This is a genomic window from Campylobacter sp. (assembly GCF_019423325.1).
Classification (GTDB): domain Bacteria; phylum Campylobacterota; class Campylobacteria; order Campylobacterales; family Campylobacteraceae; genus Campylobacter_B.
Map to the genome: position 1 here is coordinate 681,885 of NZ_JAHZBQ010000001.1, position 26,990 is coordinate 708,874.

At 48.6% G+C, this 26,990-nt stretch carries 19 protein-coding genes; 1 reads left to right on the top strand and 18 read right to left on the bottom strand.

Going from position 1 to position 26,990, the window contains the following annotated elements:
* Positions 1-50 precede the first annotated feature (50 nt).
* From QZ367_RS03130 to QZ367_RS03155, 6 genes are all read right to left on the bottom strand, one after another.
* Positions 51-263 carry a hypothetical protein gene (locus tag QZ367_RS03130; protein ID WP_291937223.1) on the bottom strand — a complete coding sequence of 71 codons (213 nt, stop codon included), beginning with the start codon at positions 261-263 and terminating at the stop codon, positions 51-53.
* 65 nt (positions 264-328) lie between these two features.
* Positions 329-1,090, bottom strand: a complete 762-nt coding sequence (locus QZ367_RS03135; protein ID WP_291937226.1) for an EFR1 family ferrodoxin — start codon at positions 1,088-1,090, stop codon at positions 329-331.
* Positions 1,091-1,238: 148 nt separating this feature from the next.
* Positions 1,239-2,783, bottom strand: coding sequence for a flavocytochrome c (locus tag QZ367_RS03140; RefSeq protein ID WP_291937230.1), 1,545 nt, complete (start codon positions 2,781-2,783; stop codon positions 1,239-1,241).
* Between the two features lie 458 nt (positions 2,784-3,241).
* The gene (locus QZ367_RS03145) at positions 3,242-4,792 is read right to left on the bottom strand and encodes a flavocytochrome c (RefSeq protein ID WP_291937234.1); all 1,551 of its coding nucleotides are present in this window, start codon (positions 4,790-4,792) and stop codon (positions 3,242-3,244) included.
* A 272-nt stretch (positions 4,793-5,064) separates the two neighbouring features.
* Positions 5,065-10,230, bottom strand: coding sequence for an alpha-2-macroglobulin family protein (locus QZ367_RS03150; protein ID WP_291937237.1), 5,166 nt, complete (start codon positions 10,228-10,230; stop codon positions 5,065-5,067).
* A 47-nt stretch (positions 10,231-10,277) separates the two neighbouring features.
* Positions 10,278-13,889 carry a transglycosylase domain-containing protein gene (locus QZ367_RS03155; protein WP_291937239.1) on the bottom strand — a complete coding sequence of 1,204 codons (3,612 nt, stop codon included), beginning with the start codon at positions 13,887-13,889 and terminating at the stop codon, positions 10,278-10,280.
* Between the two features lie 41 nt (positions 13,890-13,930).
* Here QZ367_RS03155 and QZ367_RS03160 point away from each other — a divergent pair, with 41 nt between their 5' ends.
* Positions 13,931-15,985, top strand: a complete 2,055-nt coding sequence (locus tag QZ367_RS03160) for an ATP-dependent helicase (RefSeq protein WP_291937242.1) — start codon at positions 13,931-13,933, stop codon at positions 15,983-15,985.
* A gap of 65 nt (positions 15,986-16,050) precedes the next feature.
* On the opposite strand, the gene QZ367_RS03165 is transcribed toward QZ367_RS03160, so the two are convergent.
* From QZ367_RS03165 to QZ367_RS03220, 12 genes are all read right to left on the bottom strand, one after another.
* The gene (locus tag QZ367_RS03165; protein WP_291937244.1) at positions 16,051-16,212 is read right to left on the bottom strand and encodes a hypothetical protein; all 162 of its coding nucleotides are present in this window, start codon (positions 16,210-16,212) and stop codon (positions 16,051-16,053) included.
* A gap of 344 nt (positions 16,213-16,556) precedes the next feature.
* Positions 16,557-17,183: a uracil phosphoribosyltransferase gene (gene upp, locus QZ367_RS03170; protein ID WP_291938131.1), complete on the bottom strand. Its 627-nt coding sequence runs from the start codon at positions 17,181-17,183 to the stop codon at positions 16,557-16,559.
* A 594-nt stretch (positions 17,184-17,777) separates the two neighbouring features.
* Entirely contained in the window at positions 17,778-18,371 is a 594-nt protein-coding gene (locus QZ367_RS03175; RefSeq protein ID WP_291937246.1) for a BON domain-containing protein, read from the bottom strand.
* 376 nt (positions 18,372-18,747) lie between these two features.
* A complete protein-coding gene (locus QZ367_RS03180) occupies positions 18,748-19,521 on the bottom strand; it encodes an SDR family oxidoreductase (protein WP_291937249.1) in 774 nt (257 codons plus the stop codon).
* A gap of 258 nt (positions 19,522-19,779) precedes the next feature.
* Positions 19,780-20,148, bottom strand: coding sequence for a pyridoxamine 5'-phosphate oxidase family protein (locus tag QZ367_RS03185; RefSeq protein ID WP_177389050.1), 369 nt, complete (start codon positions 20,146-20,148; stop codon positions 19,780-19,782).
* Between the two features lie 98 nt (positions 20,149-20,246).
* Complete coding sequence (locus QZ367_RS03190; protein WP_291937253.1) at positions 20,247-20,927, bottom strand: DNA alkylation repair protein; 681 nt, start codon at positions 20,925-20,927, stop codon at positions 20,247-20,249.
* Positions 20,928-21,169: 242 nt separating this feature from the next.
* Positions 21,170-22,966, bottom strand: coding sequence for a Mur ligase family protein (locus QZ367_RS03195; protein ID WP_291937256.1), 1,797 nt, complete (start codon positions 22,964-22,966; stop codon positions 21,170-21,172).
* A gap of 856 nt (positions 22,967-23,822) precedes the next feature.
* Entirely contained in the window at positions 23,823-24,554 is a 732-nt protein-coding gene (locus QZ367_RS03200) for an alpha/beta fold hydrolase (protein WP_291937259.1), read from the bottom strand.
* The gene (locus QZ367_RS03205) at positions 24,544-24,762 is read right to left on the bottom strand and encodes a type II toxin-antitoxin system Phd/YefM family antitoxin (protein ID WP_177389042.1); all 219 of its coding nucleotides are present in this window, start codon (positions 24,760-24,762) and stop codon (positions 24,544-24,546) included. The genes QZ367_RS03200 and QZ367_RS03205 overlap by 11 nt, the downstream gene beginning before the upstream one ends.
* A 59-nt stretch (positions 24,763-24,821) precedes the next feature.
* Positions 24,822-25,850 carry a D-alanine--D-alanine ligase gene (locus QZ367_RS03210; RefSeq protein WP_291937264.1) on the bottom strand — a complete coding sequence of 343 codons (1,029 nt, stop codon included), beginning with the start codon at positions 25,848-25,850 and terminating at the stop codon, positions 24,822-24,824.
* 23 nt (positions 25,851-25,873) lie between these two features.
* Positions 25,874-26,428 (bottom strand): Holliday junction branch migration protein RuvA, encoded by a 555-nt coding sequence (gene ruvA / locus QZ367_RS03215; RefSeq protein ID WP_291937267.1) that lies wholly within the window; start codon positions 26,426-26,428, stop codon positions 25,874-25,876.
* Complete coding sequence (locus QZ367_RS03220; RefSeq protein ID WP_291937270.1) at positions 26,425-26,988, bottom strand: hypothetical protein; 564 nt, start codon at positions 26,986-26,988, stop codon at positions 26,425-26,427. Before QZ367_RS03220 ends, ruvA begins: the two co-directional genes overlap by 4 nt.
* Between the last annotated feature and the right edge of the window lie 2 nt (positions 26,989-26,990).

Below are 26,990 nucleotides of genomic sequence, written 5' to 3' on the forward strand. Positions count from 1 at the left end.
TCTTTTTGCCCGCTTCGTCCTCGTAGCTTACGGCGATATAGCCGTTTGCCTTACCTCCTGCTACGCAAGGCAGCCCCGTCGTTTATCAGTAGGACAATGTCACTCTCGTCGTTCTCGTAGTCGTCGTAGCGGGTGCTATAGCCAAATTTTACGCGGATCTTGCACAGCGGTAGATTAAATTTCACGAGCTCGCGGCGGGCTACTTTTTTCTGCGCCATATTCGTTGCAAGACATCGCGCTTTAGCCGTACGCAGTGCTATCAAAAATTAAAATTTCCTCGCCCGTTTTTACGCATTTGATTGCGAACTTGTGAGGCATGAGCTCGTCCTCATAAGTCTGCGGCGATGGACTTTTCTAAATTTTTCGCCCTGCCTAGGATCGTTATGGCTCTGCGCTCGCATATATTTACGCACCTGTAGCAAAGCGTGCACTCATCGCCGAATTGCGCCTTTTTGCAAGCGAGCTTTATGTTTCGCATCGGGCAGGGTTTGACACAAGCCCCGCATCCGCTGCATCGCGATGGATCAAGGCTCGGCTTGCGCTTAGCAAAGGGGCCTTTATCCCAAATTTTCATCCAAAGTCGCTGCCCTAAAAGCCCTGCGATACGACAAAGCGCGCCTAGCCCCTCTTGCGGCGGATGATTTGCGCTAAGCGCCTCCGCAACGCGTCTGACTTTAGCGTCCGCCTCTTTGATTATGCGCTCGTTTTTCGCTCGCGAGTAGCCAAAAATCGCCACGTCGAGGATGAACGCCGGCATTTTAATATGAGCGCCGCCCGTTATGTTTGCACCGAATTGTTTTAAAACTCTAGCCGCGCACCCTGCTCCGTCGCCGCTGAAAATCTCCATCGTAGCGAGGATGAATACGTTTTTGCCGCTAAAGCTTGCGCCGTTTCGGTAGAGGAAGTCGCGCATGATACGCGGCAGGTCGCTAAAATAGACGGGATACGCCAAAATAATGTCATTGTGGCATTTTAAAAGCTCGCCGCAGGCCTCGCTCTCGATCGAGACGCAGACGCCGCCAAGATGAGCGATGAGCCTACCCGCGCAATGCTTCGTGTTGCCCGTGGCGCTAAAATAGATCGCTATCATGCACGTCTCCTAAACTATGCGAATTTCGGTGAAATTTAACCCTTACCGAATGGATAAAATTTTATGCACCTTTTGCATAAAATTTTAAAATTTAGACGTGACGGCGAAATTTAAATATGCCGTCGCACCCTAAAAAAGCAAAATCAATTCAGATATTTTCTGCCGCCACCATTCCAAAAACCATACAATCAGCCATGCTCATAGTACCGAGCCTACTTGCGCCGTGAACGCCACCGGTGATTTCGCCCGCTGCATATAGCCCTGCGATCGGCTCGCCGCTAGCTGCGTCGATAACCTGAGCTTTGGTATTGATCTGCACGCCGCCCATGCAGTAAAGAATTTTCGGGCTTGTTTGGCACGCATAAAATGGAGCTTTTGATACGTCGATACCGCCTACATCGGCTTTTGTCAAAGGCTTGCCAAACTCCGGGTCACTTCCTGCTTTGACATAGCCGTTAAAATCCGCGACGGTTTTTAAAAACGGCTCCAGCGGAATTTTATAAAATTTTGCAAGCTCTTCCAAGGTATTAAATTTTTTAATTGAGCCTGCTTCTACGCCTTTTGACGTATAGACCGGATTATTTGCATCAACTGCGGCTTGATCGCAGATATTTACGGGATAGTTGTCGTTATTTTCGCTCTCCGCCATGCATTTAAAGATCGCTTCGGTTTTGATCTTGCGCCCGGCGTGCTCGTTCATAAAGCGTTTGCCCGTCTTTGGATCGACGGTTAGACCATAGTCGTTAGCGCAGTGATTTGAAAATAGCGCAGAAGTACCAAATCCCTTCTCGCTAGGATTAGTATAAGGATTTAGTTGAATCCAGCTGAGTTGCAAAGGATTCGCACCTAGCTTCATCGCCGCGATAAGCGCACCTGCGGTAGCGCCTGGTTGGCTTACGGTTTCGATATTGTCTTTTAGATACGGCACCTGCTGCGCGCGAAACCATTTATCCGAACTGTATCCGCCCGCAGCCAAAATGACACCATCTTTGGCTTTAAAAAATTTTACTTCGCCACTTTTGTTTTCCCTATCATCGCTAGCAAGCTGCGGATCGAACTTATATTCTTCGCGACACTTCACGCCTACGACGCGACCGCTGTCGTCCACGACAAAATCATCAAATTTAGTACGCTTCTTGATTACAGCATTTGCATTTTCCTCGATTGCCTTATGCATCGGCTGGATGTAGCCCGAGCCGCTAGCATTTTTGGCCTGTACGGCGCGCTTTAGCGAGTGTCCGCTAGCAGATATCACCTTGCCCGAAAACTCCACTCCGATGCTTTTTAGGTATTCAAAAGCATCGCCTGCGCGGTCGTAGATGACGCCTAGCAAATCTACGTGATTTAAATTTAGCCCGTCTTTTAGGCAATCTGCGATGAAAGCCTCCTTACTATCCGTGATGCCCGCGGCTTTTTGGAATTCATTATTTGGCACCGCCATATTACCGGCGTTAATGACGGAATTGCCGCCCGCACGGCCCATCTTTTCGATCATAAGCACTTTTTTACCGCGCTTAAGAGCCTGAAGTGTCGCCATCGAGCCTGCAAAACCGCTACCGATAACAACAACATCGTATTCTTCGTCAAATTTTACGTCTTTGGTGTTTTGCGTTGCACTCGCACTGCTTGCAGCTAAAGCCAGAGCTCCCGCCGCGCCGATTTTCATAAAATTTCGTCTTGAAATTTCTTGCATTTTTTGCTCCTTGCGTTGAAATTTTATAGATTATACACCCACGTAGCGAAATTTAAAATTTAACGTAAAGACTTAGTGATAGAATTTTAAAAATTTAGAAAAGAAAATTTTAAAAGCGCAAATTTAAAGCGAATAAATTCCGCTCCGCTAGCCGGAGTCTAGGCGTAAATTTTAAAATTTACGGCGCACGGATTTGCTCGCCGCCTGTGCGAAATTTTGCCGCCGCTATAAAATTTTAAAGTGCGCGGTATTCAAATTTAAAACTCGCGCCGCGGAATTTTAAGCGCTTTAAATTTTAAAATATTTTAAAATTCCGCGGCACGCTTTGCGGCTCTACTTCTAAATTTTAAAGGCGCACATAGTATTTCGGCGCAAAGCACGCACCGCTACTTCGCGCCGAAATTTAATAAAGCGCGCGTTTGCAACCACTTCGCGCCGAAATTTTGCAGGTGCTAAATTTAAGCCCCGATTGTTTCGCCAGCGATCATTCCAAAAACCATACAATCAAGAATCGCGTAGGTTCCGAGCCTACTCGCACCGTGCACGCCGCCGGTTACCTCGCCCGCAGCCCAAAGCCCTGGGATCGGCTCGTGAGTAAGGCTAGAGATTACCTGAGCTTTGGTGTTGATCTCGAGCCCTCCCATCGTGTGGTGCACCTTCGGCATCGTGCGGCTTGCGTAAAACGGCGGCTTGGAAACGTCGATGCCGTCTAGCTTATCTACCACTTTGCCGAATTCTGGGTCTTTGCCCGCTTTGACGTAAGAGTTATAATCCGCGACGGTCTTTAAAAACGGCTCCAGCGGCAAGTTATAAGCCTTCGCAAGCTCCTCTAGCGTATCGAATTTCTTCACGACGCCCGCTTCCAGCGGCCTTGATGTATAGACCGGGTTTCGTGCGGCGACGGCTTGAGAGTCGCAGACGTTTACCGGATAGTTGTCGTTTTTCTCGCTCTCGCCGATGACCTTAAAGCAAGCATCCGCCTTAATCTTGCGCCCTGCGTGCTCGTCCATAAAGCGTTTGCCGGTCTTTGGATCGACGGTTAGACCGTAGGTGTTGCAGCAGTGGTTGGTGAAATTTACTGCGGCGCCGAAGCCCTTTTCGTCGGGCGAGCAATACGGAAGGAACTGAATCCATGACGTTAAAAGGGTAAATGCGCCGATTCCGTTTGCCGCTAGCATCGCTCCTGCCGAGCTTCCCGGATGGTTGGTGCTGTCTATGCTAGGCACTACGCGCGGATCTTGGATCTGGCGGTACCATAGATCGCGTCCGTATCCGCCCGAGGCTAGCAAAACGCCGTCTTTAGCTTTGTAGCTCTTTTTCTCGCCGCTTTTGTTTTCCAGATCGTCGCTAAAGAGTTTCGGATCAAATTTATACTCCTCGCGAGCTTCTACACCCACGACGCGGCCGCTGTCGTCCACAATAAAATCGTCAAATTTCGTGCGAGTTTTGATCGTGACGTTAGGATCGTTTTGAAGTTTACCCATCATCGGTTGGATATAACCCGAACCCGAGCCGTTGGTCGATTGCAAGCTTCTTGCGACGCTGTGGCCGCTTTCAAAGATCAACTTATCGCTAAACTCCGCTCCGCAGCCTACCAAAAGATCCACCGCATCGTTGCTGCGATCGAACATCACGCCCAAAAGATCGGTATGGTTAAGCCCGAGCCCGTCTTTTACGGCATCAGCGATAAAAAGCTCCTTGCTGTCTTTGATGCCCTGCGCTACTTGAAATTTATTCATCGGAGCGGCCATATTTCCGCCGTTGATGACGGAATTTCCGCCCGCGCGACCCATTTTTTCAAGCACTAGCACCTTTTTGCCGCGCCCGCTGGCTTTAATCGCCGCGGCAAGTCCCGCAAAACCGGTGCCGATGATGACGATGTCGTATTCCTCGTCAAATTTGATGTCCTTGGCGTTTTGTGCCGCGCACGCGCTACTAGCTCCCAGCGCAAGCGCCCCCGCACCCACCGCGCTGATTTTTAAAAAACTACGTCTTGATACGTCTTGCATTTGCAACTCCTTTAATTGAAAGTGTATATTTAAAAGAAATGATAACTCGAATTTAAATGTAAGTCAAATAGAATAACTTTATAAATAGATAGTAAAAAGCTATGAAATTTAGGGATTAATATAAAATTTGAAAATTCGGCGGGCGAGCGGAATTAAAATTTTAAAATTTTATCAGGCGCTCGTTTGCAAAATGCTTGTGAACGCAAAAGCGCACTCGGCACGAAAATAGCAATGAATGCAAAATTCGCGCCGAGCTTTAAAGCCGCTACGCCTTAGCGAGCGACTTTAAATTTAAGCGTTTGCAGATCGTAGTTATTTACTCGCTCGTATTGCATATCCTCGATAGAGATCGCAGGAAGCGCGCACGAGCCCGACATGATCACGTTTATCGGCGTGTAGATGACGCCGGTACTATTATGGCCCTCTTGCGGATCGTAGTAAAAATAACCGCTTTTCGGGAAGTGAAGTACTCGGTCGTACAGATACTCCGTATGCTCGATCGCTACGCTATCCACAAAGCCTTCCGGGCGAGCCTGTGCGGCCGAGCCCAGGCGCTCATTTACCGCCTCAAAGCAGCTAGGCATCGCCTCGTCGATTGCGAAATTATACAGATAATGATTCGCTCGCCAGCTGATCTTAGAGTAAATTTTCTGCCCTACTTTGAGTTTGTTTAGATCGACGATGTTGCCGCGAGCATCGAGAAACTCGCGATAAATTTCAACCTTCTTATCTCGGTCGTTATCAAACGGTCTATTTATGCTAAGCGGATTGTGTTTGACCGCAGCGCTTTCATATCCAAATCCCAGCACCGTAAAAAACAGCTCGCCGTTGCCGCTCATCGGCGTAAATTCTATCGAGCCGTCTTTAACCGCAAGCTTGGTATCCAGCGGCGAATTAAAATTTTTCGTCTCGCCGTCGTATTTCAAAGCAAAGCTAATATCTTTTTTCGCGTCCTTAAAATACGCATCAAATCCGCGTATAACGCTCGCTCTCTCCTGCGTATTGTCCGCATCTTTTAGGTTGCGCACGAGCGCGATAGCCGCCTTGCTTGTGCTATCGTCTTTGATGCCCGCCTTGCCGAATGCGTAGAGCTTAAAGGCGGCGTCTCTTATGTCGCTAGCAAACGTCAAGCCCGCTCCATCTTCGGCGTAATCATAATCCATTTGGTTTATTTTTTCACGCATGAAGTTAAACTCGGTCGTCATATTGTGCTTTTTAAGTATCGCAGCCATAGCGATGCGAGCCATCGGCGAGTTGTCATAAAGGCCGTTGTCGTAAATGAAATTTATCTCATCGTCATCCAGCTTGCCGTATTGATCTAGCACGAAATCCGCATATACTCGAAGCGTCGCTTGATCTTCGTAGTCTGATTTTAAGGCGCTAAATATCAGCGATCTTTGCTTATTGCTAAGGAATTTATAGCGCGCGTCAAGCTCTAGTAAAACGTCGCTTGCGTAAATCGAAGCGTAGTAATTAGTAACGCCGTGAGCACTCCAGTAGCCGAAACTACCGCTAGGTTTGAGGCGAGATAAAATTCTACTTGCATACTCGTTTACGCGGTTGGTTAAGGTTTTATTGGAGTCTTTGCGTGCGACATAATCAACCGCTACCATCTTTGAAGTAAGCTGCTCGGTGCAGCCGTAAGGATAGAGATATAACTCGTCCGCTAGGCTAAAAGCATTAGGCGTAGCGCTGATGTGAGTATAAATTTCTTTATAGCTCGGATCGATTTTGAGCGTTACCGGCTTATCGCCATAGCTTACGTGAAATAGCTTCGAGCGCGGGAACTGGCTGATTATGTCAAATTCCACGTCGTTGCTAAATTTCTGCCCGTTTGCGTCAAGATCAAATTTAATATTTGCATCCGCAATATCAAGTGCGCTTGCGGTGAAGTTCGTATGCTTGACCTCAAGCGGTTTGAGCGTGAAATTTGCCTCACCGCCGCTTATAGCGACCGAAGGAGATGAGCTGATTTTTAAGACCGCCTTTTGCTCCTTATCAGTGGTGTTGATGAGCGTTAGCGGCACAGAAATTTCATCGCCGCGCACCATATAGGCTAGATCGGCGGGCTTTATGATCACGTCGTCTCGGACCTTGGCTTCGATGTTTGCCGAGCCGATCGTAGCCGCCTCTCCGATAGCCATGGCGCTTAGTCGGATCGTGGAGTTAAAATTTTTCGGCATCGCAAGCTCAAATTTCGCCTCGCCGTTTGCATCCGCTTTTGCGATCAGCATTTTGATAAATTTTTTCTGCTTTTTGTTTTCGACCGGGCTTAAATTCCGTTTAGCTTTCGCCATCACGCCGTCGCCGCCGAAGCTTAGCTCTTTTGCAGTAGTTTGATACACGCTAAGATCGTCGTAAATGTCAAAGTACCGCAGCGCAAAATACGCGCTAACGTCAAACGCCTTAAATGCATCAAGCTCCTCTTGTGAGACGATATCTAAAATTCCAAGATCGACTGCGTAGAGCACCACTTTGGAATTTGGCTCGCTTTTTACGCTGATCTGCGCGTTTTGCCCGTTTTTGTAGCTTTTCTCGGCTAGGATTTGCACGTTAGCCTTGTGCGAGCTCGCATCTAGCGCCACCGGCACGTTTGCATAGGCTCTAAGCGGCATCGCAGCGGGTGTCGCGGCGCGCGCGATTACAGCGTTGATGTGTCCTCCGACGAAATTATCCGGCACGCTAAGCTCAAATTCCGCGCTACCGCCTTTTATGGATAGAATTTTATAGTCGTAAACCTGCTCGCCTACGAGCGAGATATTTAGCACGCCGCTTTCTACCGGCGAATTGATGACGCCTTTAATTTTATCTCCGGCTTTAACCTTGTCGCTTGCGAGTTTGATTTTAGCGCTTTGCACGTCTTTGGCGTTTACCCGTCCATAATATCCCCAGCCGCTTACATCCACGCGCACGCCAGCACTTGCGCCGCTTGAGTAATCGTTTGCGACGATTAGATAATTGCCGCCGTTTTGGAATTTATACTCAAACTCGCGCGCATCGGTGCTAACGGCGCTTACGAGATTAAAGCTTTCTTGCTCGACGTATCTGTTGCCGTCATAAACGTAAGTAAAATCGTCGCGGTAAATTTCAACGTCGATCTTGCCTTTGACGTCGGTTTTGGTTTTGGAATCTAGCAGCGCAAAGCCGAATTTTACGCTATCGCCGCTTGATATGAAATCCTTGCTCGCGCGAATTCCTACGATACGATCATAAGGCAGATAGCTCAGGCTGCGATATGCACTTACGTTTTTACCCTCCTCGGTTACGCTGAAATTTAGTAGAATATTTATGGCGTTAGAGACATTAAGATCAGCTGCTGCCGGCGAGAGTGCAAGCTCCTTTTTACCGGCGGGGCTTAGCGTAAATTCTGCCCTACGAAGCTGCGTAGCGCCCTTTTTCTTTAAGCGATCGTTTAGAAACGAAAAGCCCTCGTAGCCTTTAATTTTTAGCTCTTTTTCATAGGCGTTTGCTTCTAGCGAGCCTTTCAAATCTCCAGCTGGCGCGCCTGCAAGATAGTTTGAGCTTAGCTTTAAAGTTATGATTTCATCCGCGCCATATTCGTCTTTAGCAGTTAAAATTTCATTTTTAATGCGGTTTGGGAGGAAATTTTCTACGCTAAAGCTTTTAGAAGCGATGATTTTATCCTCATAGATGAGATCTAGGCGGTAAGTGCCGCTTTTCTCGCCCATCAGCTCATCGATTTTAACGCTGCCGAACTCATCGGTGTTTTGCGCGCGCGTGATGACCACAGTGCCGCTAGGATCGTAAATTTTAAATTTAATCGGCGTATTTTTTAAAGAGCTAAAATCGCGATTTTTCATCACGATCGTGCCTAAAAGCCGCTCATTCGGGCTTATCAGCTCGCTTGCGAGATAAACAAACGGACGCTTTGCAGTAATCGTTTTCTCGACGCTTGCTACGGCGTTATTAAATAGCACGAACGCATGCTCATCGCCTTTACTAATCTCGATAGAGCGCGGGTTTTTGGCTAGAATTTCCATATTTTCTAATCGCAAAATTCCATCTCCGTCCGTTTTATCCTCTACGATTAGCTCATTTTTATCGCTGTAAATTTTAACCTTCGCTCTGCTTAGCTCCTCGCCATTACTAAGCCTAGAAGTATAAATTAGCGCACCGCGCTCAAGCAGCACCACTTGAGCCGTAATGTCGCTAAGATAGGCTACGCGCGAAACCTCTTGCATCTTTTCGCCCACTTTGTAAAACGCCGTGATTTTATAAATTCCATCCTCGTAGCCTTTAAAATCCATCGCGATTTTATGTTCCGCAACGGCGTTTTTAGCGCCTCCTATATCAAAGCTCTTAACCGCGATCTCGCTAGCTAACCCACCTACACTATCTTCGTTGCTTTCAAAGTTTAAAAAATACCTAAAATTTTGCTCAGGGACTTTGGCAATCGAAATTTTAACCTCATTTACGTTTGAACTTTTAAAAGCTAACGAAGCGGATTTTGGGATAAAATTTTTCTCGTCGCTAAAGGCTACGAAAGGCAGCCTGTCGCCCATTTTTACGCTTTGTTTTATCTCGTCACGCAAAATATATGAGCTATCTCCGAAGCCCTTTAGCAGCCTGATCTCGTAGCTTTTATTCGGCATAAACTCGTCGCTTACTATATCTGCATAGTAGTAACATGAAGGATCGTCGCTTCCGCCATCCTCTTCATCTTCGTCATAATAATAATATCGCGGCTGAGTGAGGCTAAATTTACTCACGCCTGCGATTCTTACGTATTTGGCGGACAGCTCGTCCATATAGTTAGGAAAACACACTCTAGCCGCGAGCGAGCCGTCTTTTAGAGCCGCAGGGCGGATCTGCACGCCACTTAAATTTGAAGCGTTAATGCTATCATTAAAAGGCTCCTCGTCCGTGCGCAGCTCCACCGGATTTTGCAGCTTTGCGCCCGCTTTTGAGGTGAGGGATTCTATTTGCAATACGACGTTTTGCGCCTTAGGATCGAAGCTGAATAAAAAATTCCTATCATCGTGCGAGCTAAGCTCGTAGGATATGTCGTTTTGGGCTAAATTCTGCGCGCGGTAAATTCTAGTCGCTTGCTGTAGTGCGTCCTTGCTAACCGCATCGTTAAATTTAATTGCCACTAACCCCGGACGCAGAAGCGCAATATGCTCGGTGCTAAAAGGCTCTGTCTCGAACTCAAAGCGCACCCCGCGCGCCTCGCACGAATAATTAACCCCGGCGCTAAGCATCGGCTTTGGATAAAGCCTGATTGAGCTTTCACTCACGCTTTCGTAGATGCCCGTGATTTTGGGAGTGCATTTTAAGATCTGCTTTTGCGTGACGCTAAATCCACTGCCGTCCACCCCGCTAATCTCGTAAGCCCCGCTAGCGTATTTGATCTCTACGCCCGCGGCAAAGCTAGCCAAAGCGCAAAATAGCGCTGCGCTTAGTAGTTTTGTCTTCATAAAATTCCTTTGCAAAAATTTTACGAAATTATATACAAATTAACCTTTTATTTTCTTTCATTTACTCTAAAATTTGCTTTAGCGAAATTTGCATTTTCGTCCAAGCAGCCAAGCTCGAAATCCCCTGCTCCAAGACTTAGCGTAAAAGCCTCGCCGTTAGTGCGCGCAAAATATTCTCCCGTTTTAACTTTAGAATTTGCAGGCGTTAGGCTTTGCGTGGTAAAATCTCGTGCCGTGAAATTTTGTTGCGAGGAATTTCGATCCGTAAAATTTTTCGCTGTGAAATCTTGAGTCTCCGAATTTTGCTCTGTAGAATTTTGCAAGATAGAATTTTGCGACGCCAAATTCCGTGTGACTGGATTTTCAGCTATAAAATTCAATCCCGCAGAATTTTGCTTCGTAAGATTTTGTGATTTTACATTCTGCGACGCTGAATTTTGTCGCATAGAATTTTGTACCGCAGAATTCTGTTCTACAAAATTTTGCTGTACTAAATTTTGCTTTAAATTATCTTGCTGCGCCGTGCTAGAATGCTTGGAATCCAAATCTGTGGAATTCTCCCCCGTAAACGCAGTGGAATTTAGCACTATAAACTCCCGCGAACCGCCGCTTAGTCTGATATATACCCGCTCGCCAAAAACCGCCGTGCACTGCACTTTAAGCCGCAAAAAGCCGTCCGCGCCGGTCTCGTAGGTTTTGGCGTTGATGTCGTTTAGTACGGGCTTTACGGCGGCAAATTTAGCCGCGCACCTTCCTGCGCGCACCTTTTGCGGATCGACTAGGCCGTGTTTTAGCAGATAAAAAAGCTCGCTCGTACCGTAAATTTCGCACTCCTCGTTGGGCTCAACTCCATCGATCGTAAGATCCTCGGCGCTTTGAGCGCACTCCTTTTCGCGGTACGCGTCGGTGCATACTCGCCGCAAGCTCACGCCCGTAGGACGCGCAAACTCCACCTCGCCCAGCATGCCCGATTTATCGAGGAAGGCAAACATATTAAACGCCACTTTTGCGGCACTTACGCCGCCGCTAAGATCCCTAGTCTTGGAGCCGTCGAAATTTCCCAGCCAGACGCCGAGGGTAAATTTCGGTGTCAGAGCGACGGTGTAGAGATCGCGCGCATCGGCGCTCGTACCCGTTTTAAACATCAGCGGCGGCGCGTTTAGGGTATTTTGCCACACCGAGCCGAGGTAGGAGCGCGGCGCGTTTCTTAACATCTGCGTTACGACGTAGGCGCTCTGCGGGGTTAAAATTTTAGCATCGTCGCCGATCTTTGCGCCCGCTATTTCGAGCTTTCGTAGCTTCCCGCCGTTTGCAAACGCGCTGTAAAGGCGAGCAAGATCCATTAGGCTCATCGAAATGCTTCCCAGCGCGATACCTGCGCCGTAATAATCCTTGCTAAACTCCGCCAAATGCACATTTGATAGCATCTCATACAGCCCGTCGCCCTCAAGCATCAAATTTAGCTTCACCGCAGGGATATTCAGGCTCAGACTTAGCGCGTCAGTCGCACTCACCGCGCCCATGAAGCCCTGATTGTAGTTACGCGGCACGTAGCCCGCGAAGATTATCGGCGCGTCGATCAGCTTTTTTGAAGGGGTGATGAGCCCGTGCTCAAGGGCCTTGGCGTAGATGAAGGGCTTGAGCGTCGAGCCCACGTTTTTTTGCGAACGAACGCCGTCGTTTTGCCCCTCTCTGCCGCTAAAATCGTGGCTGCCGACGTAGGCGATCACGCTCATGCTTTCGTTATCGATCAGCACCGCAGCGCCGTTTCTAACGCCCTTATCGCGCAGGGAGAGGATCTCGCTTTTCAAAAAACCCTCAAGCGCGATCTGGGTTTTCAGATCCAAGCTCGAATAAATTTTACCCTCGTTTAGACGCGCAAGCTCCTGCGCTAGCGCAGTTTGCTCCTTGGACTGCGAGCTCCCTTTAAAGTTTTTGAAATTTTCCTGCGTCTTGGCGTTAGGATCGGAATTTATCTGCGCCTGGGCGGCTAAAGCGAAATTTTGTGGCATCTTGGCGTTGGGAGCGGAATTTGCCTGCGATTCGGCGCTTGCAGCAGAAGCCGTCTGCATTTTGGCGTCCGAAGTAGAATCTGTCTGAGCATTAGCGTTCGACGAGGTGAAATCCGCCTGCATACTAACATCCGAAACGGAATTTGTCTGTACAATAAAATTTATGCGCGACCGCTCGCTAGAGTTTGTATCTGCCTGCGGATTTTGCGGTAAATGTGCGGTATCTTGCCGATTATTTAAATTTAGATTTTGCGAATTTTGCGGCTCTTGGTACGGATGTGCGGCACCGGAGGCGTTCTGCCGCTTGTTTAAATTTATATCCGCACTCGGATTTTGCGGCAAATACTCGGTTTGTCGTTTATTTGAATTTGCATCTGCGCCAAAATTCTGCGGCGAATACGCAGTGGCTCGTTGCTCGTTTAAATTTAGACTTTGCGAGTTTTGCGACGGATGTACGGCAATAAAATCTCGCCGCTCATCTAAATTTGTACTCTTTCGTTCATTTAGTTTTACGCCTGTCTGCGATTTTGCGCCTTCGCGCTCTTTTAAATTTAGACCCCTCCGTCCGCCCAAATTTAAACTCTCCGTCGTCTCCGCTTCTTTCGAATCCGCTCCCGCCTGCGCGTTTACGGCGCTTGATAAATTCGCCCTAACATTCGCCGCAGCCGTAAAATTTGATTCGGCACTAGTCGCGTCCGAAAAATTTGACTCTGCCGCCGCGGTTCGGTGCGCAGCCGAGCTTGCTTGCCCCGCCGTCCCGCCGGGCGTGCCGCCCTGCTTTAAATTTTGAGTGAAATTTGCATCATCTTTAGCGATGAAATTTTGCATTTTATAATTGCTAAACGCCAACAGCGCATAATGCGGCGCGTAATTGGGTGCTGCGTAGCGTCTGGGCGAGAAGGGCTCTGCGAGGGCACGCTCATACTCGCTTTGCGAAATCACGCCGCCCTGCCGCAGCTGCGAAATTAGGCGGTTTTTAAGCGCGTTGATGTTTGATCTGCGGTCCAGGCGGTTTTTGTTCGGGTTTTTCGGGATCACGCTAAGAAGCGCGATTTGAGCGTTGCTAAGCTCGCGCAGATCCTTTTTGAAGTAAAAATACGCCGCCGTTTTGACCCCCTCGATGTTGCCGCCGTATGGGGCGAGGTTGAAATACATTCCTAAAATTTCATCCTTGCTGAAGTGCCACTCCAGCTGAAAGGCGTTGAAAATTTCGATGATTTTGTTCTTGTAGCTGCGCTGTTTGGGGCGCATCATACGCGCAACCTGCATCGTAATCGTCGAAGCTCCGACGCGCTCGACGTTGCCCTCGCTTTTTTTAGTAAAATTTTGCGTAAAATTATACGTAGCCGCGCGCAGGATCGAGGCTGGATTGACGCCGAAATGGTAGTAAAAATAGCGATCCTCGAAGTAGATCGCGCTTTGTTTCAGCCGCGGCGGTATCTCGTCTGCGCTCGCGTAAAAGCGCCAAATTTGATCGTCGCTGATCTGCATATTTAAAATTTCGCCGTTTCGATCATATAAAATTCTACTCTTCTGCTTGTTTAGCATATCCAAATTTAGCGGATAAAGCGCGTCCAAGATCAAAAACATAGCGAATGCAAATGCGCAAAATAGCGTGATTTTTAACGTAAATTTTAGAAATTTCATCGCGCAATTATATCAAAGAATTTTAATGATTTTAGGCTATAATGGCGCCTTTTTGCAAAGGAATAATCTTGGACGCTCTAGCTAAGCTAAACACCGAACAATACGCCGCAGCAACCGCTCCTGCTGGGCATAATCTAATAATCGCAAGCGCAGGCACGGGCAAAACCAGCACCATCGTCGCGCGCATCGCTCATCTGCTAAATCTCGGCACGAGCCCTAGAAAAATTTTGCTTCTTACTTTTACGAATAAGGCCGCGAGCGAGATGATAGCGAGGCTGCAGCGGCATTTTGATAAAAAAATCACCTCCGCAATCGTCGCGGGCACCTTCCACGCCGTATCCTACGCCCTACTTCGTGATCTGGGCAAAGGCGTGATCCTAAAGCAGCCCGCCGAGCTAAAGACGCTGCTAAAAAGCCTCGTAGAAAAGCGCAAATTTTATCACGTAAGCGACGCACGCCCCTACGGCGGGGCATATCTTTACGACGTGTACTCACTGTATCAAAACAAGGAGATGAGCGCGGATTTTGCGACGTGGTTTAGCAAAAACTACGAGGATCAGGCGGAATTTGCCGAAATTTATGCAGATATTTTGCGCGAGTTTGAAGAGGAAAAGGCAAAATTTAACTACGCCGATTTCAACGACGTATTGCTAAAGATGCGCCGCGAGCTGCAAAAGGGCGCGCCGCTACGGTTTGATGAAATTTTAGTGGACGAGTATCAGGACACGAACTCGCTGCAAGGAAGTCTCATCGATGCCTTTGCGACGAAAAGCCTTTTTTGCGTCGGCGATTTCGATCAGAGTATCTATGCTTTCAACGGCGCAAACATCGACATCATCGGCAGCTTCGGCAAGCGCTTTGCGGACGCTAAAATTTACGCGCTGAATATCAACTACCGCTCAAGCTCGGCGATTTTGGCGCTTGCAAACCGCGTCATCGCGAACAATCCGCGCCTTTACGAAAAGAAGCTGATCGTGGGTCGCGAGGGTAAATTTAGCGCGCCTAAGCTACATGTTTACGACGATACGGCGGCACAATACGCCCACGTAGCCGCACAGATCGCGCAAAGCGGTACCCCGCGCGAAAAGATCGCCGTCATCTTTCGCAACAACTCCAGCGCCGACGGCGTCGAGGTCGCGCTTAAGGAGCTCGGTATCGGCGCGAAGCGAAAAGGCGGCGTGAGCTTTTTTGAAAGCCGCGAGATCAAGGCCTTTACGGACATCTTCGCGATGATAATAAACCCAAAAGATATGATGGCCTTTATGAGCACGTGCGAATACGCAAGAGGCGTCGGCAGTGCGCTAAGCAAGGAGCTTTTCGACGCGCTGATCGCGCTTGGGCACGGAAGCATTCACGTAGGTCTTTTGCGCCCCGACGAGAGCGTTAAAATTTTTGAAAAAAAGAGGAAAAACTATCAGCTCGGACTTTTTGACGATGTGGATATTATCGGCTCGGTATCGCGCTTTGAAGCTTTGGAATTTGACGAGTTTTTTCGCTCGCATCCGGTGCTAAAACATAATAAAATCACCGAAGGCGGCGCCGTATTTTTGCACGAAATTTATAAAATTTTTAAAAAAAGCGGCTCAGCTGTAAGGTCCGCTACGCTGATATCACAGATCAAAGACTCGCGCCTTTTCGCGCTTGTGGCGGATTTCATCGCGACAAAGCGCGCGGCGCTGAAAAACGGCAAGATAGACGATGAGCGCAAAAAGGATGAGATCTCCCGCATCTACAATAAATGCGGCATTTTAGAGCAGATCGCCGGTAAATACGCGGATCCGCAGAGCTTTTATAATTTCATAACTCTGGGCGCAAAGGAGATGAGCGAGGGCGAAGGGGTGAATCTGCTCAGCGTGCACGCAAGCAAGGGGCTCGAGTTTTGCAGCGTCTATCTCATCGATCTGGCGCAAAACCGCTTCCCGAACCTCAAGCTAATGGCGATGGGAGGCAGCCTGGAGGAAGAGCGGCGGCTCTTTTACGTAGCGGTTACTAGAGCGCGCGACGAGCTGGTGTTAAGCTACGCGAAATTTGATAAGATCAGAAAAGTTAGCTACGAGCCGAGCTGCTTTTTAAGGGAAGCGGGGCTGGTGAAGTAGGCAAATTTTGCTCGTTAAATTTGAAAATTTCATTTTAGCGCGGGCGGATCGGTTGAGTAAGAATTTTACTCCTCGCGTACGTCTGACGCGCCGTCTGCTACGACTTCTTTATCGGATTGCTTGGTAAGAATTTTGCCGCACGATTTTTGTAAAATTTTACGATTTGTAAATTTTGCGGCGCGGATATTGCACGATATTTTGTAAGGACTAAAATTTGAAATTTCCATTACGCTCCGCTGCCGTGTTTTATACATCGCGGAGCTTAAATTTTATTTAATAAATTCCAAAATGCCGCAAATTCCACGACGAGTTAAAATTTTAAAGCGCATCAAATTTACAGCGCTACAAATTTTAAATTTCACTACGTATTGCGCGCGCCGTAAAAAGTACGTGCCCTGCCAAATCTATTGCAGCGTGAAATTCCGAGCGGCGACAACTCGCATATTTGTTAAATAGATTTCGCATCGCGTAAAATTCCATTGCCGGTAAAGTTTGCTGCCGATCAATTTATCGCCGCATAAAATACTGTCGCGCAAATTTAACGCAGCGCAAAGCCCTTCGCCGCGTAAACTCACAGCGTATTAAACACCCTATCTCCCGCGTCTCCGAGGCCCGGCACGATATATTTTTGCTCGTTTAGTCTCTCGTCGATCGCCGCGGTGAAAACCTCGACCTGCGGGTAGATCTCGCTAAATCTATGAAGCCCCTCGGGCGCTGCGATGATGGAGATAAATTTGATCTTTTTAACGCCGTTTTTCAGCAGAAATTTTACCGCATCGATCGCCGTACCGCCGGTCGCAAACATCGGATCGATGATGATTGCGGTGCGCTCTACGGCGTCTGCGGGCAGCTTGGCGTAAAAAAACTCCGCCTGCGCGGTCTTTTCGTCGCGCTGAAAGCCTAAAAATCCCACGCTAGCGTCCGGCATGAGTTTAAATACGCTATCCAGCATACCCAGCGCGGCGCGCAAAATCGGGCAGATCATGATCTTCGTGGCGAGCTTATACGCGCTGGTTTGCGCCACGGGCGTATGCACGCTCACCTCCCGCAGCGCCAGATCGCGCGTCGCCTCGAACATCATCAGATAGCTGATCTCATCGACGAGCATGCGGAACTGAAACGGATCGGTCTCCCGATCGCGCAGGATCGTGAGCTTATGCTCGATCAGCGGGTGCTTGATCAGCCTCACGTTAGACAGCTCGCACGCGGTTTGGTATGTACATTTTTGGCTTTGGCTCATTTTCTCTCCTTAAATTTACTGAATTTTGCGCCCTTTGGGGCATTTTGATCGTATATTTTAGCGCGAGCTTTTACGCCATGGCGCTGAAATTTGCCGATAACGGCAACGCGATTTTAAATTTGGCTCATTTTAGCTCGCAATGCGCGCGTTACGTTTAAATTTAGCTCGGCAGCTCGCTTTAAATTCAGCGCCTTTAAAAACGCAGCGCTTTAAATTTCGCTCGCTTGCGCAGCCTCTAATTTAACCGCTCTTTAAACAGGGTACGCTTTTTATCGGCACGCTGGCGCTACTTTTCAGCAAGCGCTCGCGGCGTAAATTTCATCTGCGAAATTATCGTCTGAGGCGGCTTTAAATTTACTTAATGCTCTCGCTCGTGAGCCAAATTTTAAAATTCCACGTTATCTTGCGCGCCGATAAAATTTTAATTTCATACACGCTGATTGCCCCGCAAACGAGCTAAAATAAATCGGGCATATCCTCAAATTTAGCCCGCCGCAAGCTGTTAAATTTTAACTCTCCGCCGCCTGGCGATCAAAATTTAATCGCAACCCCCTACTCTTTCACCACGCGCAGGAACGAATACACGTCCTGCACCCCGGGCGCGTGCGTCGCATACCAGATCGCGTGCTTTTCGTGCTCGATATCCGTTACTACGCCGCTGAATACCACGTCGCAGCCCACGATCGCCACGCGCACCGCAGTGCCCGAAACGTCGGTGTCGGAAAAGAGATTTTTCTTTAAATTTGTAAAAATTTCAAACGAATTGCACGGATATTCGGGCTTTTTGACGCGCAGATAGGTATGCACGCGCCGCACGCCTTCGGTTTGCCGAGCTAAAGCAAGTAGCGGCTCGCGCATCGCTTCGCTATCCAGAAGCCCGATGAGATAGACCTCGCCGTAGAAGCATTCGACCTCCAAATCCCAGCTGCTAAGGCCTTTGGTAAATAGAATTTTGCTTTGGATTTTAGTCTGGATTAGCTTGTCGCTAGCGACCTCGCTCACGCTGCGGCGGTCGCGCGCTACGGAGTAGATGTCATATACGCTAAGCGCGTTGCCAGCGGGCGCCAGCGGAGCCGCGCACGAGCTAAATAGCGCCGCGCAAGAGAGCAAAAACACCGCTAAAATCGCTAGAAACAAAACCCTCAAACCCTCTCCAATCTCGTTTAATTTCTAATTATCTCAAGCTGGCTGCCGGCGCCGCTTTTTTAAATTTAGCCCCGCAGGCACCGTTTTACTGCAGCTTTAAATTTTGCGCCGCGAGATTACGCCCAAACCGCGCGCCGCAAAATTTTACAATATAAATTTTAAAATTTACGTTGTAATTCGCACAGCTTGCAGAATTTTGCGCTTTTGCCACGGCGGAATTTCGCGCGCAGTATTCGTCACCGTAAAATTCTACGTGGCTAAATTTCGTTGCAAATTTGCCGCGTGAAATTCTACGGAGTAAATTTCTCGCGGCGGAATTCGCCTCTGTAAAATTTTATATTTCAAAACCCGCGCCTAAAATTCCGCCCGCTCGCGGCTAATTCGTCGTAAGCCCGCCGTCTATCGCAAATATCGCGCCGCTGACCCATTTCGCCGCATCCGACGCCAAAAACACCGCCGCCTCGCCGATGTCCTGCGCGCTGCCAATTTTGCCGAGCGGATAGATATTTTGCACCATCTGCTCGAACGCCTCGCGCCCCTGCGGGCTAAGCGCGCTTAAATTTCGCTCAAACTGCGGCGTCAGCACGCTTCCGGGCGCTATGGTATTGACGCGAATGCCTAGTTTGCCGACCTCGAAGGCAAGCGATTTGGTGAAAGAATTTAGCGCGCCTTTGGTGATCGAGTATGCCGTCGTGGTGCGCCCTACGAGCATTCGGTTCGCAAAATACGACGAGATATTGATCACGCAACCCTTGCTAGCCGCAAGCGCGCCCAAAAGCCCCTGAGTAAGCAGATAGGGCGCTTTGATGTTTAGGTTTAGATGAGCGTCCAGCAGCGCTTCGTCGGTCGCCTCAAACGGTACGAATTTTCCCAACCCGGCGTTATTTACAAGGATATCTATCTTAGGAGATTGCGCTAAAATGCGCTCGCAAAGGCCTTTTATCGTTTTGCTTTGCGCCAAATCCGCCTCTATCGCGTAAGCTTTCACGCCATAACCGCCTAGGTTCTCCTGTGCGATTTTTAATTTCTCCTCGCTTCTGCCGAGCAGGATCAAATTTGCGCCCTCTTCGGCAAAACACTTTGCGATGCCAAGCCCTATTCCGTCGCTTCCACCAGTGATTACGGCGGTTTTGCCCTCTAATCGTTTCATACTTTTCCTTTCAATGCGTAAATTTATGCTCTAAAAATTTGAGCGAGACTTACGGATCTTGCAAACTTCGAAATTTTGCAGGCTTTAAAATTTCGCTCGCTTTAAAATTTTACGGCGAAGCGAAATTTCGTCGATAAAATTTTACTAATTTTAAAATTCCATCGATAAAATTTCACGGCAAAATTCCATCGTAAAGCTCGCGGCGGAATTTCATCGGGAATTTCATCCGTAAATTCTACCCAAACTGCGCCGCTTGGCTTACAGCACCTGTTTTACGCTACTAGCCGTGATTTCAAGTAGCCTCGTAGCAAACGGAAATTTCGCCTTCGTTTCTTCAAACTCCGCGCCACTATCAATAAAGCGCGCCGTGCCTTTCACTACAAAGCCACGCCCTGCGCCAAACCTGCCTGCTAGCTCCTTCGTTGCGACGCTAAGCTCGACGTTCGGATTAGCCTCCACGTTGCTTTGCGTCTTTTTCATACCCGCAGCGGGGATGAGGATGCGATCACCCTTAATGACGAGATATCTGTTCCACGTATTGCTGATATGAGCCTCGCCCTGCGCGCAGGTAGCGATACCTACGGCGCATTCATAATTTAAAATCTCCAAAAATTCCTTGCTAAACATTTTCTCTCCTTAAATTTACATTTTAAAGCTCGCGATTTTGGCTGACAAGCCCCGCGCGCAACTGAAATTTTAACTACCTCCGCCACTTTCCGCCGTGGTTAAATTTTATACTTCAAAAGCGCGTCTTTTTCGGCTTTGCTTACGCGAAAGCTATCGCGGATCTTCGATATCGCCTTGTTTTGGATAAATTTAGCCGCCCGCTTGCTCGCCAAAAACGCAAGCGTGATCTCGCGCTGCTTGATAAACATCTCGGCTATCGCCCACGCCGCACCCATCTGCACGTAGTACCGCCCGTCGCTTTCGGCGGCGCAAATTTCAAAAAATTCCTCGGGCGAGATCGCGTCCATATTTTGCATAAAATAAACGTAGAAAAATCGCCTCTCAAACTCGCTCACGCCGCTTTTAGCCTGCTTTAGCAGCGCGTCCGCGAGAGCGGCACCCCTGAATTTCGGAGCGAACATATCGCAAACCGCCCAATTAGGCATCGTTTTGATAAAATCGCTCGCAAGCGCAAATTTCGCCTCGTCCTGCTTCAAAAGCATTATAAAAAAGCCTTTTAGCACGAACTCCTCGTGAAAAATTGGCTCGTAATTTTGCAGCTCGCGCCGCGCCTCATCTGCTCCGCCCAAAGCGGCGAAGCTTTTGCGAGCAAGTGTGCGCAGTGCGGGAGTGCGTACGCCCAAAATCTGCGGCGCGGGTATTAAACGCTGCGAAAATTGCGCAAATTTCTCCTCGCTTAGCGCCCGCAGCTGCCCTAGCATCTTTTCTCGTAAATCCATGACTTTCCTTTAAATTTCGTTACAAATTTTAACTCGTCAAAACGCGAGCTGATCTCGGCGCGCCTAATTTAGCCGCACAGGCTATCTATTTAAACAGATCGCGCCGCACGCTCAAACTAATCGCCCGATAGATCGCGTTTAAGTCGCTCGCCGCACTCGCTCAAAGTCTTTTGTCTAAAAATACGCCCTGTCAAATCGCGCAGTATGCCGCCGGGCGAAGCAAGCCGTATCGTCAAAGCCGCTTAAATGAAGCTCGGCGCGTCGTTTGAAAACAAAATCAGATCGCCGCTGTGCGTATTTTCGCTCAAAACCCGCTGCAAATCGCGCTTGTCTTTCAAAACAATAGTCTTTGCCGGACCGATCTTGCTTTGCAGCACCTCGGAATTTAGCTCGCCCGTGATGATCGCGAGATCAAAAATTTCATCGATCTTGGCAGCGAGCGTCTCGTTGTCCTCGCGCGTGCTCTCGACGATGCCCGGCGTGATGATGACCTTGCGCCCGCCGTAGCTTCGCATCAGCTCGTAGCTTTGCAGCATGCCGCTTAGATTGCCGTTGAAGCTATCGTCGATGATGATCTTGCCGCCCGCATCGAGCCGCGCAAGGCGGTGCTCGACGGCGCCGACGTGTGCGACGCGGCTTTTGATCTTATCAGTGCTAAGCCCTAAAAATCGCGCGATCTTTATACACGCGGCGAGATTTGCGGCGTTAAATTTACCCAAAATCGGCGCGAAAAACTCATGCCTCTTTCCTTGTTCGCTACGCCCGTTTAAAATTTTATGCTCGTTTGGAGCTTCTTGCGAGCCTTGCTCTCTGTCGCTGCAAATTTTATCGTCGCTAGCAGCGCGGGCGGCTTGTTCGTAAAATTCTCGCTCGCTTTGTTCGGCGCAGGATACGGAATTTGCATCGTCAAAATCGGCGCCGTAATTTTTAGAATTTTTGTCTTTTTCCGCGCATGCCGCACTACTTGCATTTAGGCTTAAATCGCCCTGCTCTTCGTCTCCTGCGGCGGATATTCCTGCGTGCGGCACGGAATTTTCGCCGCTCGCACCGCTTTTGTTCTCGCTCAAGCTAAGGCTAAATTTTATTCCGTCCAGATCCGCGCCGTGAATTTCCAGCCCCTCGTCATAGATTGTGACGCGCTCGCTCGGGCTTTTTTGCGTGGAGCTGTGCAAAAACGCATGCTTTAGCCGCGCGCTTGTGAGCGCTTCGAGCTTGGTTTTGCGGATGTTTTCGATGCTTTTGAAATACTCGATGTGTTGCGCGCCGATCTCGCCCACGACGACGATCTGCGGCGCCAAAAACTCGGTGATCTCGGCGATGTCGCCGCTTAGCCTGGCGCCTGCCTCGGCGATGTAGATCTGCGTATCTGCGGGCAGCGCCTCGTTTACGTCGCGCACGAGCCCTGCCAGCGTGTTTACCGAGCGCGGCGTCTTGTAGCAGCGAAAGTCATTTTTTAAAATTTGATACAAGAAGTTTTTAATGCTCGTCTTGCCGTAGCTCGCAGTGATCTGAATGATCGTAAGAGAGGGCACCTGGGCTAGTTTTTTGCGTGCATCGGCCTTAAATTTCGCAGCCTGCGCCCGCTCGTAAGTAAAGCTCGCCGCAAGGCCCGCGCCAAGCGGTAAAAAGATCGGCAAAATCGGCCCCCCCGCGGCATAAAACGCGACGCTAAAGCCAAACGCACAGAGTGTCAAAATCGCAAAAAATCGCTTCACGCGCGGCGTAAAGACGAGCTTTTTATCAAGCCCTCTTTGCCAAAAATAAAGCGCTAGCGCATAGGCCGCGACGATTAAAATTTTAGCGGCGTGCAGAGCATAGAGGGGCGCGGTGCCGAATTTAGCCGCACAGAGGCTCGCCGCGATCTCGCAGCCAAAATACGTCGCCAGCGGCAAAATCAAAAAATAGAGGTGCCACGCGGGCTTGGTGAAGTGAAAGATGATGCGCGCGGGCTTATACGAAAACCACTGCAGGCAGGTGATCAGATAAAAGCCGAGCATCAGGACGAATGCCGCGTGCACGATCAAAAATATTATATTCATCTTTTAAAATTCCTTTTTATAAATTTGCGCGCCCGCTTTGCGAGCCTATGCGGGCAAAAACGCGGCGAGCTCGGACTAACCTGCATTTGGCTTCATTTGCAACTTTTACGAATTCTCGCTTTGCAAATTCTATTTTTGCAAACTTGCGCGCTCGTAAATTCACGCTCTCGCAAAAGCTACACGAGCCACGCTAGATAAATTTACGCTGCCGCGCGGCTCTTTCGTTATTGATACTGTGCCGCACTCATCTCTCGCGACCTGAAATTTTCGCGCGCTGCGTATCTTGCGATATCGAGCCCTGCCTCGCGCGATGATTTGCATTATTTACGACACATAGACCTTGTGTCACGGCAAATACATGACGCGGTTATGCGACTAAATTTAATTGTTCGCTTTTTCGGTGCACGCACGCGGTTTTGTCGTCTATTGTACGGCTGCCGCAAACACAGAGCAGAAACGATCCGCTGCCGCATTAAAATTTTAAAATTTAACGCAACGCGCTGCAATTTGAGCTTGCGTTTTGTACTACGCGCCAAAAGAGCGGATTTTATGCCGCTAAATTTTAATATGTGCCGCGTGCTCGCGACTTTTATGTTTAAATTTACGCTTCGGTTTGCGATCTTTGGCGCAAACAGATTGCAAAATTTTAAAACGCGCGCCGCGAGATAAGCCGGACTAAAGCCGCCGCATTGAAACGCTTTTAAATTGCACCCCGCTCTTGTCCTTCGCGCGATCTGTTTTTTTGCATCTAAAGCGCGATTTTTAGCAGCGCTAAAATTTCGCGGCTAAATTTTAAAATTTATACCAAACCGCGTTTTGTTCTAAATTTACCGAATGCGGCGCCAGATCGTTAAATTTAGCTGCCGCTAAGCTCCTTTTCGATCTGCTCGCCGATAAAATCTGCGCTCTGCAAAAAGAAAAAGTGATCCCCCGCCAGCGGATAAAATTTGCTGTTTTTGACGAGCAAGTGGATCAGCTCGCCGCTTTTTAGGCTAGTGGCGCGATCGTCCTTGCCCCAAAAGATGAGCGCATTTTGTGGGCTTAGCGCGGAAAAAATATCGCGGAAGTCCTCGTTTACGACGTTTTTTAGCGTCTCGTACATCGTCTTGCTCATACCTGCGGCATCCTTGCTCGCAAACGCACGCCAAAGCCCAGCCAGACCAAGTCTTTTTAAAATTTTAAAAATCGCGATCTTGGCGCGCACGGCAAAGGGCTTGGGTTCGATGATACCGGCGCTGCTTAGCAGTATGAGATTGCGCGGAGCCAGCAATGCAGCGATCTTGCCGCCGAAGCTATGCCCCATAATAGCTGCGGGTTGCTTGCCGAAAGCTGCGATAAAGGCGCGCATAATCTCCGCGTAATCCTCGCTATTTAGGGCGTGTGCGGGCTGCGAGCTAGTGCCAAATCCAGGCAGATCCGCAAATACCGCGGCAAAGCGTTTAAGCTTGCCTTCAAACGCGCGCTGCATAAGCTTTTTATCCGCGCCCCAACCGTGCAGGATCAAGATGTATTGCTCGCGCTGCAGGTTTGAAATTTCGTAGCTGATTTTGTAGCTCTCGCCGCCGCAGACGAGCTCTTTACTCGCCACCGCCGCTCCTTTTGGCGTAAACGGCCTTGAGTAGCTCGACTGCTTTTTCGAGCCGCTCAAACTCGCTCATACTGATCATTACGGCTTCAAATTTGTTATTTTTGACGATCAGGGCTTTTTTGATCTCTTGATTTTTGATCTTGTTTAAAACGGTGCTGAAGTTGCGCACGATCTCGGTAGCGGTGTAAATTTCGTCTTGATTTATCATAACTCGACCTTTGGGGTAAAATTTTACGCAAAATTTAGCGTAAAATTTTAAACGATTAGCTATTTATTAGCGGTGATTTTCGTGATCAGCTCGTAGCTTACGGGGATGTGTTGCATCGCGGGAAGCGACGAGGCTAGCGCGTTTAACACCGCCGCAAAGTCGTCAAATAGGTAGTTTGCGAGGCTACCGGGGTTCGGATTTATCTCGTTTAGATAAATTTCGCCCTCTCTTTCGAAGAAATCGCAGCGGATCAGCGCACCGCCAAAACCCTGTTCGTAAATTTTAGTAAAGGCGTCCTTCATTTTACCCGCTAGCTCAGACTCAATGTCGGCAGGTTCGATCTTTTGCGGGCGTGCAAAATCAAGGTATTTGCGATCAAAATCCAAAAAGCCCGATTTTTTCGGCTCTTCGATGTTTGAAAATACGATTTTGCCGTCTATTTTAGCGCCTGCGAGATTGAATTCTTTTACGTTTTCCCAGTACGGCTCTACGATCGCGCTGTCGTCTAGCTCAAAAGCCTGATCCAGCGCGTAGCTAAACTCGCTTTCGTTCTTGGCTATCGAAATTCCGATGCTAGAGCCTAAATGAGCGGGCTTAACAATGATCGGAAAATTAAAATTAGGCAGACTAGTACGATTTACGATCTCATACGGCAGGGTTTTTACATTTGCGATTACGGCTAGGTGCTTGGTTAAAATTTTATTATAGCTTAGCACGCTAGCTTCGATGCGAGGTCCGATATAAGGGATGCCAAAAAACTCAAATAGCGCTGCCATTTTGCCATCCTCGCCGTCGCAGCCATGGATTAGATTGATATATGTGCCGACTTCTAGCATGCTTTTGCTAAACATTCCACTCTCAAAAAATCCGCCCGCACCAATACTAAGCTCTTTTGCTTTAGCATAGCCGCCCTGCTTAAAATATGCCGCGCGCATATTTTTATCCTCAATGCGGTAAAATTTACGATTTTTATCGCAAAATACAAACTCCAAGTCCCAGCCTTTTAGGGCATTTTTAACGGCAATTGCCGAGATGATACTTACTTCGTGCTCGTAGCTCTGAGCTCCAAAAACTATGCCAAATTTCATTGCTTTCCTTCAAATTTTATTTTCTACGCTAATTTTTTTAACGCCTCTTTGACAAGATCTGACGTATTCGTGCTGCTGCATCCCGCTAAGATTTGATTGATCTTATCGCGCTTAAATCCAAGGCTTTGTAGCGCGGACGCCGCTTCGTTCTTATAAGTCTCGCTAGGACCGAATTCCATTAGCTTCGCATCGCCTAGTTCGGCAATGATCCGTCTAGCGGTCTTTGGGCCGATACCCGGAACTGAAGTTAACGTCGCAGCATCCCCCGTAGCTACGCAACGCGCGAAATCTTGCGGAGCGAGCGTCGAACAAACCGCCATCGCCGTGCTTGCACCTACACCGCTAAGCTTGATTAGAGTTTCAAACATCCTTTTTTCACTCTCGTCTAAAAACCCATACAGCGAATCGGCATCCTCGCGCAGAATTTGTACGCACGCAAGCTCGGTCAGCTTGCCCTGCGTGAGCTTCGCGGAGGTATTTAATGACAATGAAAGAGCGTAGCTTACGCCGCTAGCGCATTTAATGACGCAAGCAGTGGGCTCCTTGCGCGTGATAATTCCTTCGATCGCCGCTATCATCTAAGAGCCTTTAAAATTTCGTTTATGCTCTCATTAAGCGCTAAATTTAGGGCATTATAAATGCTTTGCGAGCTAGGATCAGGCACAAAAACGCGCTTAGTGACGATGCCTGATTTTATGCTTTCTAAAGAATTCAAAATTTCATACCCCATCGTGACGGTTGCTTGATCGTTATTGACCTGAAGCGCTACGATACTGGTTTTTAGGCGCAAATCCCGCTCTTTTGGCACAAATATCGGATTTAGCGAGCAGGTGGAAAATGCCGCATCAAGCAGCGCCTTATATACCATCTCGCTAGGCATCGTGATAAATTTGGCGTCACTTGCGAACCGCGTTCGGTTTCTAAAATCCACTATTAAAATATCCCGCCTATCGACGAGATCGGTCGCCGTAATGGTGTCGATAAAGATATTTTTGCGCGTACCGCTAGGATTTACGCAGCGCTTTTGATCATAACGCAGCTCGTAGTAGGTGTATGGCTTAGCCTGCTTAGCTAAGCAGCCGCCTAAAAATATTGCCGCCAGCATCGCAGCAAGCGTAAACTTTATAAAATTTTTCATCT

Bases quoted from the DNA above. Each gene is read 5' to 3' on its own strand.
- QZ367_RS03135 (WP_291937226.1), bottom strand. From the start codon at position 1,090: ATGATAGCGATCTATTTTAGCGCCACGGGCAACACGAAGCATTGCGCG.
- QZ367_RS03140 (WP_291937230.1), bottom strand. From the start codon at position 2,783: ATGCAAGAAATTTCAAGACGAAATTTTATGAAAATCGGCGCGGCGGGA.
- QZ367_RS03145 (WP_291937234.1), bottom strand. From the start codon at position 4,792: ATGCAAGACGTATCAAGACGTAGTTTTTTAAAAATCAGCGCGGTGGGT.
- QZ367_RS03150 (WP_291937237.1), bottom strand. From the start codon at position 10,230: ATGAAGACAAAACTACTAAGCGCAGCGCTATTTTGCGCTTTGGCTAGC.
- QZ367_RS03155 (WP_291937239.1), bottom strand. From the start codon at position 13,889: ATGAAATTTCTAAAATTTACGTTAAAAATCACGCTATTTTGCGCATTT.
- QZ367_RS03160 (WP_291937242.1), top strand. From the start codon at position 13,931: ATGGCGCCTTTTTGCAAAGGAATAATCTTGGACGCTCTAGCTAAGCTA.
- QZ367_RS03165 (WP_291937244.1), bottom strand. From the start codon at position 16,212: ATGGAAATTTCAAATTTTAGTCCTTACAAAATATCGTGCAATATCCGC.
- QZ367_RS03180 (WP_291937249.1), bottom strand. From the start codon at position 19,521: ATGAAACGATTAGAGGGCAAAACCGCCGTAATCACTGGTGGAAGCGAC.
- QZ367_RS03185 (WP_177389050.1), bottom strand. From the start codon at position 20,148: ATGTTTAGCAAGGAATTTTTGGAGATTTTAAATTATGAATGCGCCGTA.
- QZ367_RS03190 (WP_291937253.1), bottom strand. From the start codon at position 20,927: ATGGATTTACGAGAAAAGATGCTAGGGCAGCTGCGGGCGCTAAGCGAG.
- QZ367_RS03195 (WP_291937256.1), bottom strand. From the start codon at position 22,966: ATGAATATAATATTTTTGATCGTGCACGCGGCATTCGTCCTGATGCTC.
- QZ367_RS03205 (WP_177389042.1), bottom strand. From the start codon at position 24,762: ATGATAAATCAAGACGAAATTTACACCGCTACCGAGATCGTGCGCAAC.
- QZ367_RS03210 (WP_291937264.1), bottom strand. From the start codon at position 25,850: ATGAAATTTGGCATAGTTTTTGGAGCTCAGAGCTACGAGCACGAAGTA.
- ruvA (WP_291937267.1), bottom strand. From the start codon at position 26,428: ATGATAGCGGCGATCGAAGGAATTATCACGCGCAAGGAGCCCACTGCT.
- QZ367_RS03220 (WP_291937270.1), bottom strand. From the start codon at position 26,988: ATGAAAAATTTTATAAAGTTTACGCTTGCTGCGATGCTGGCGGCAATA.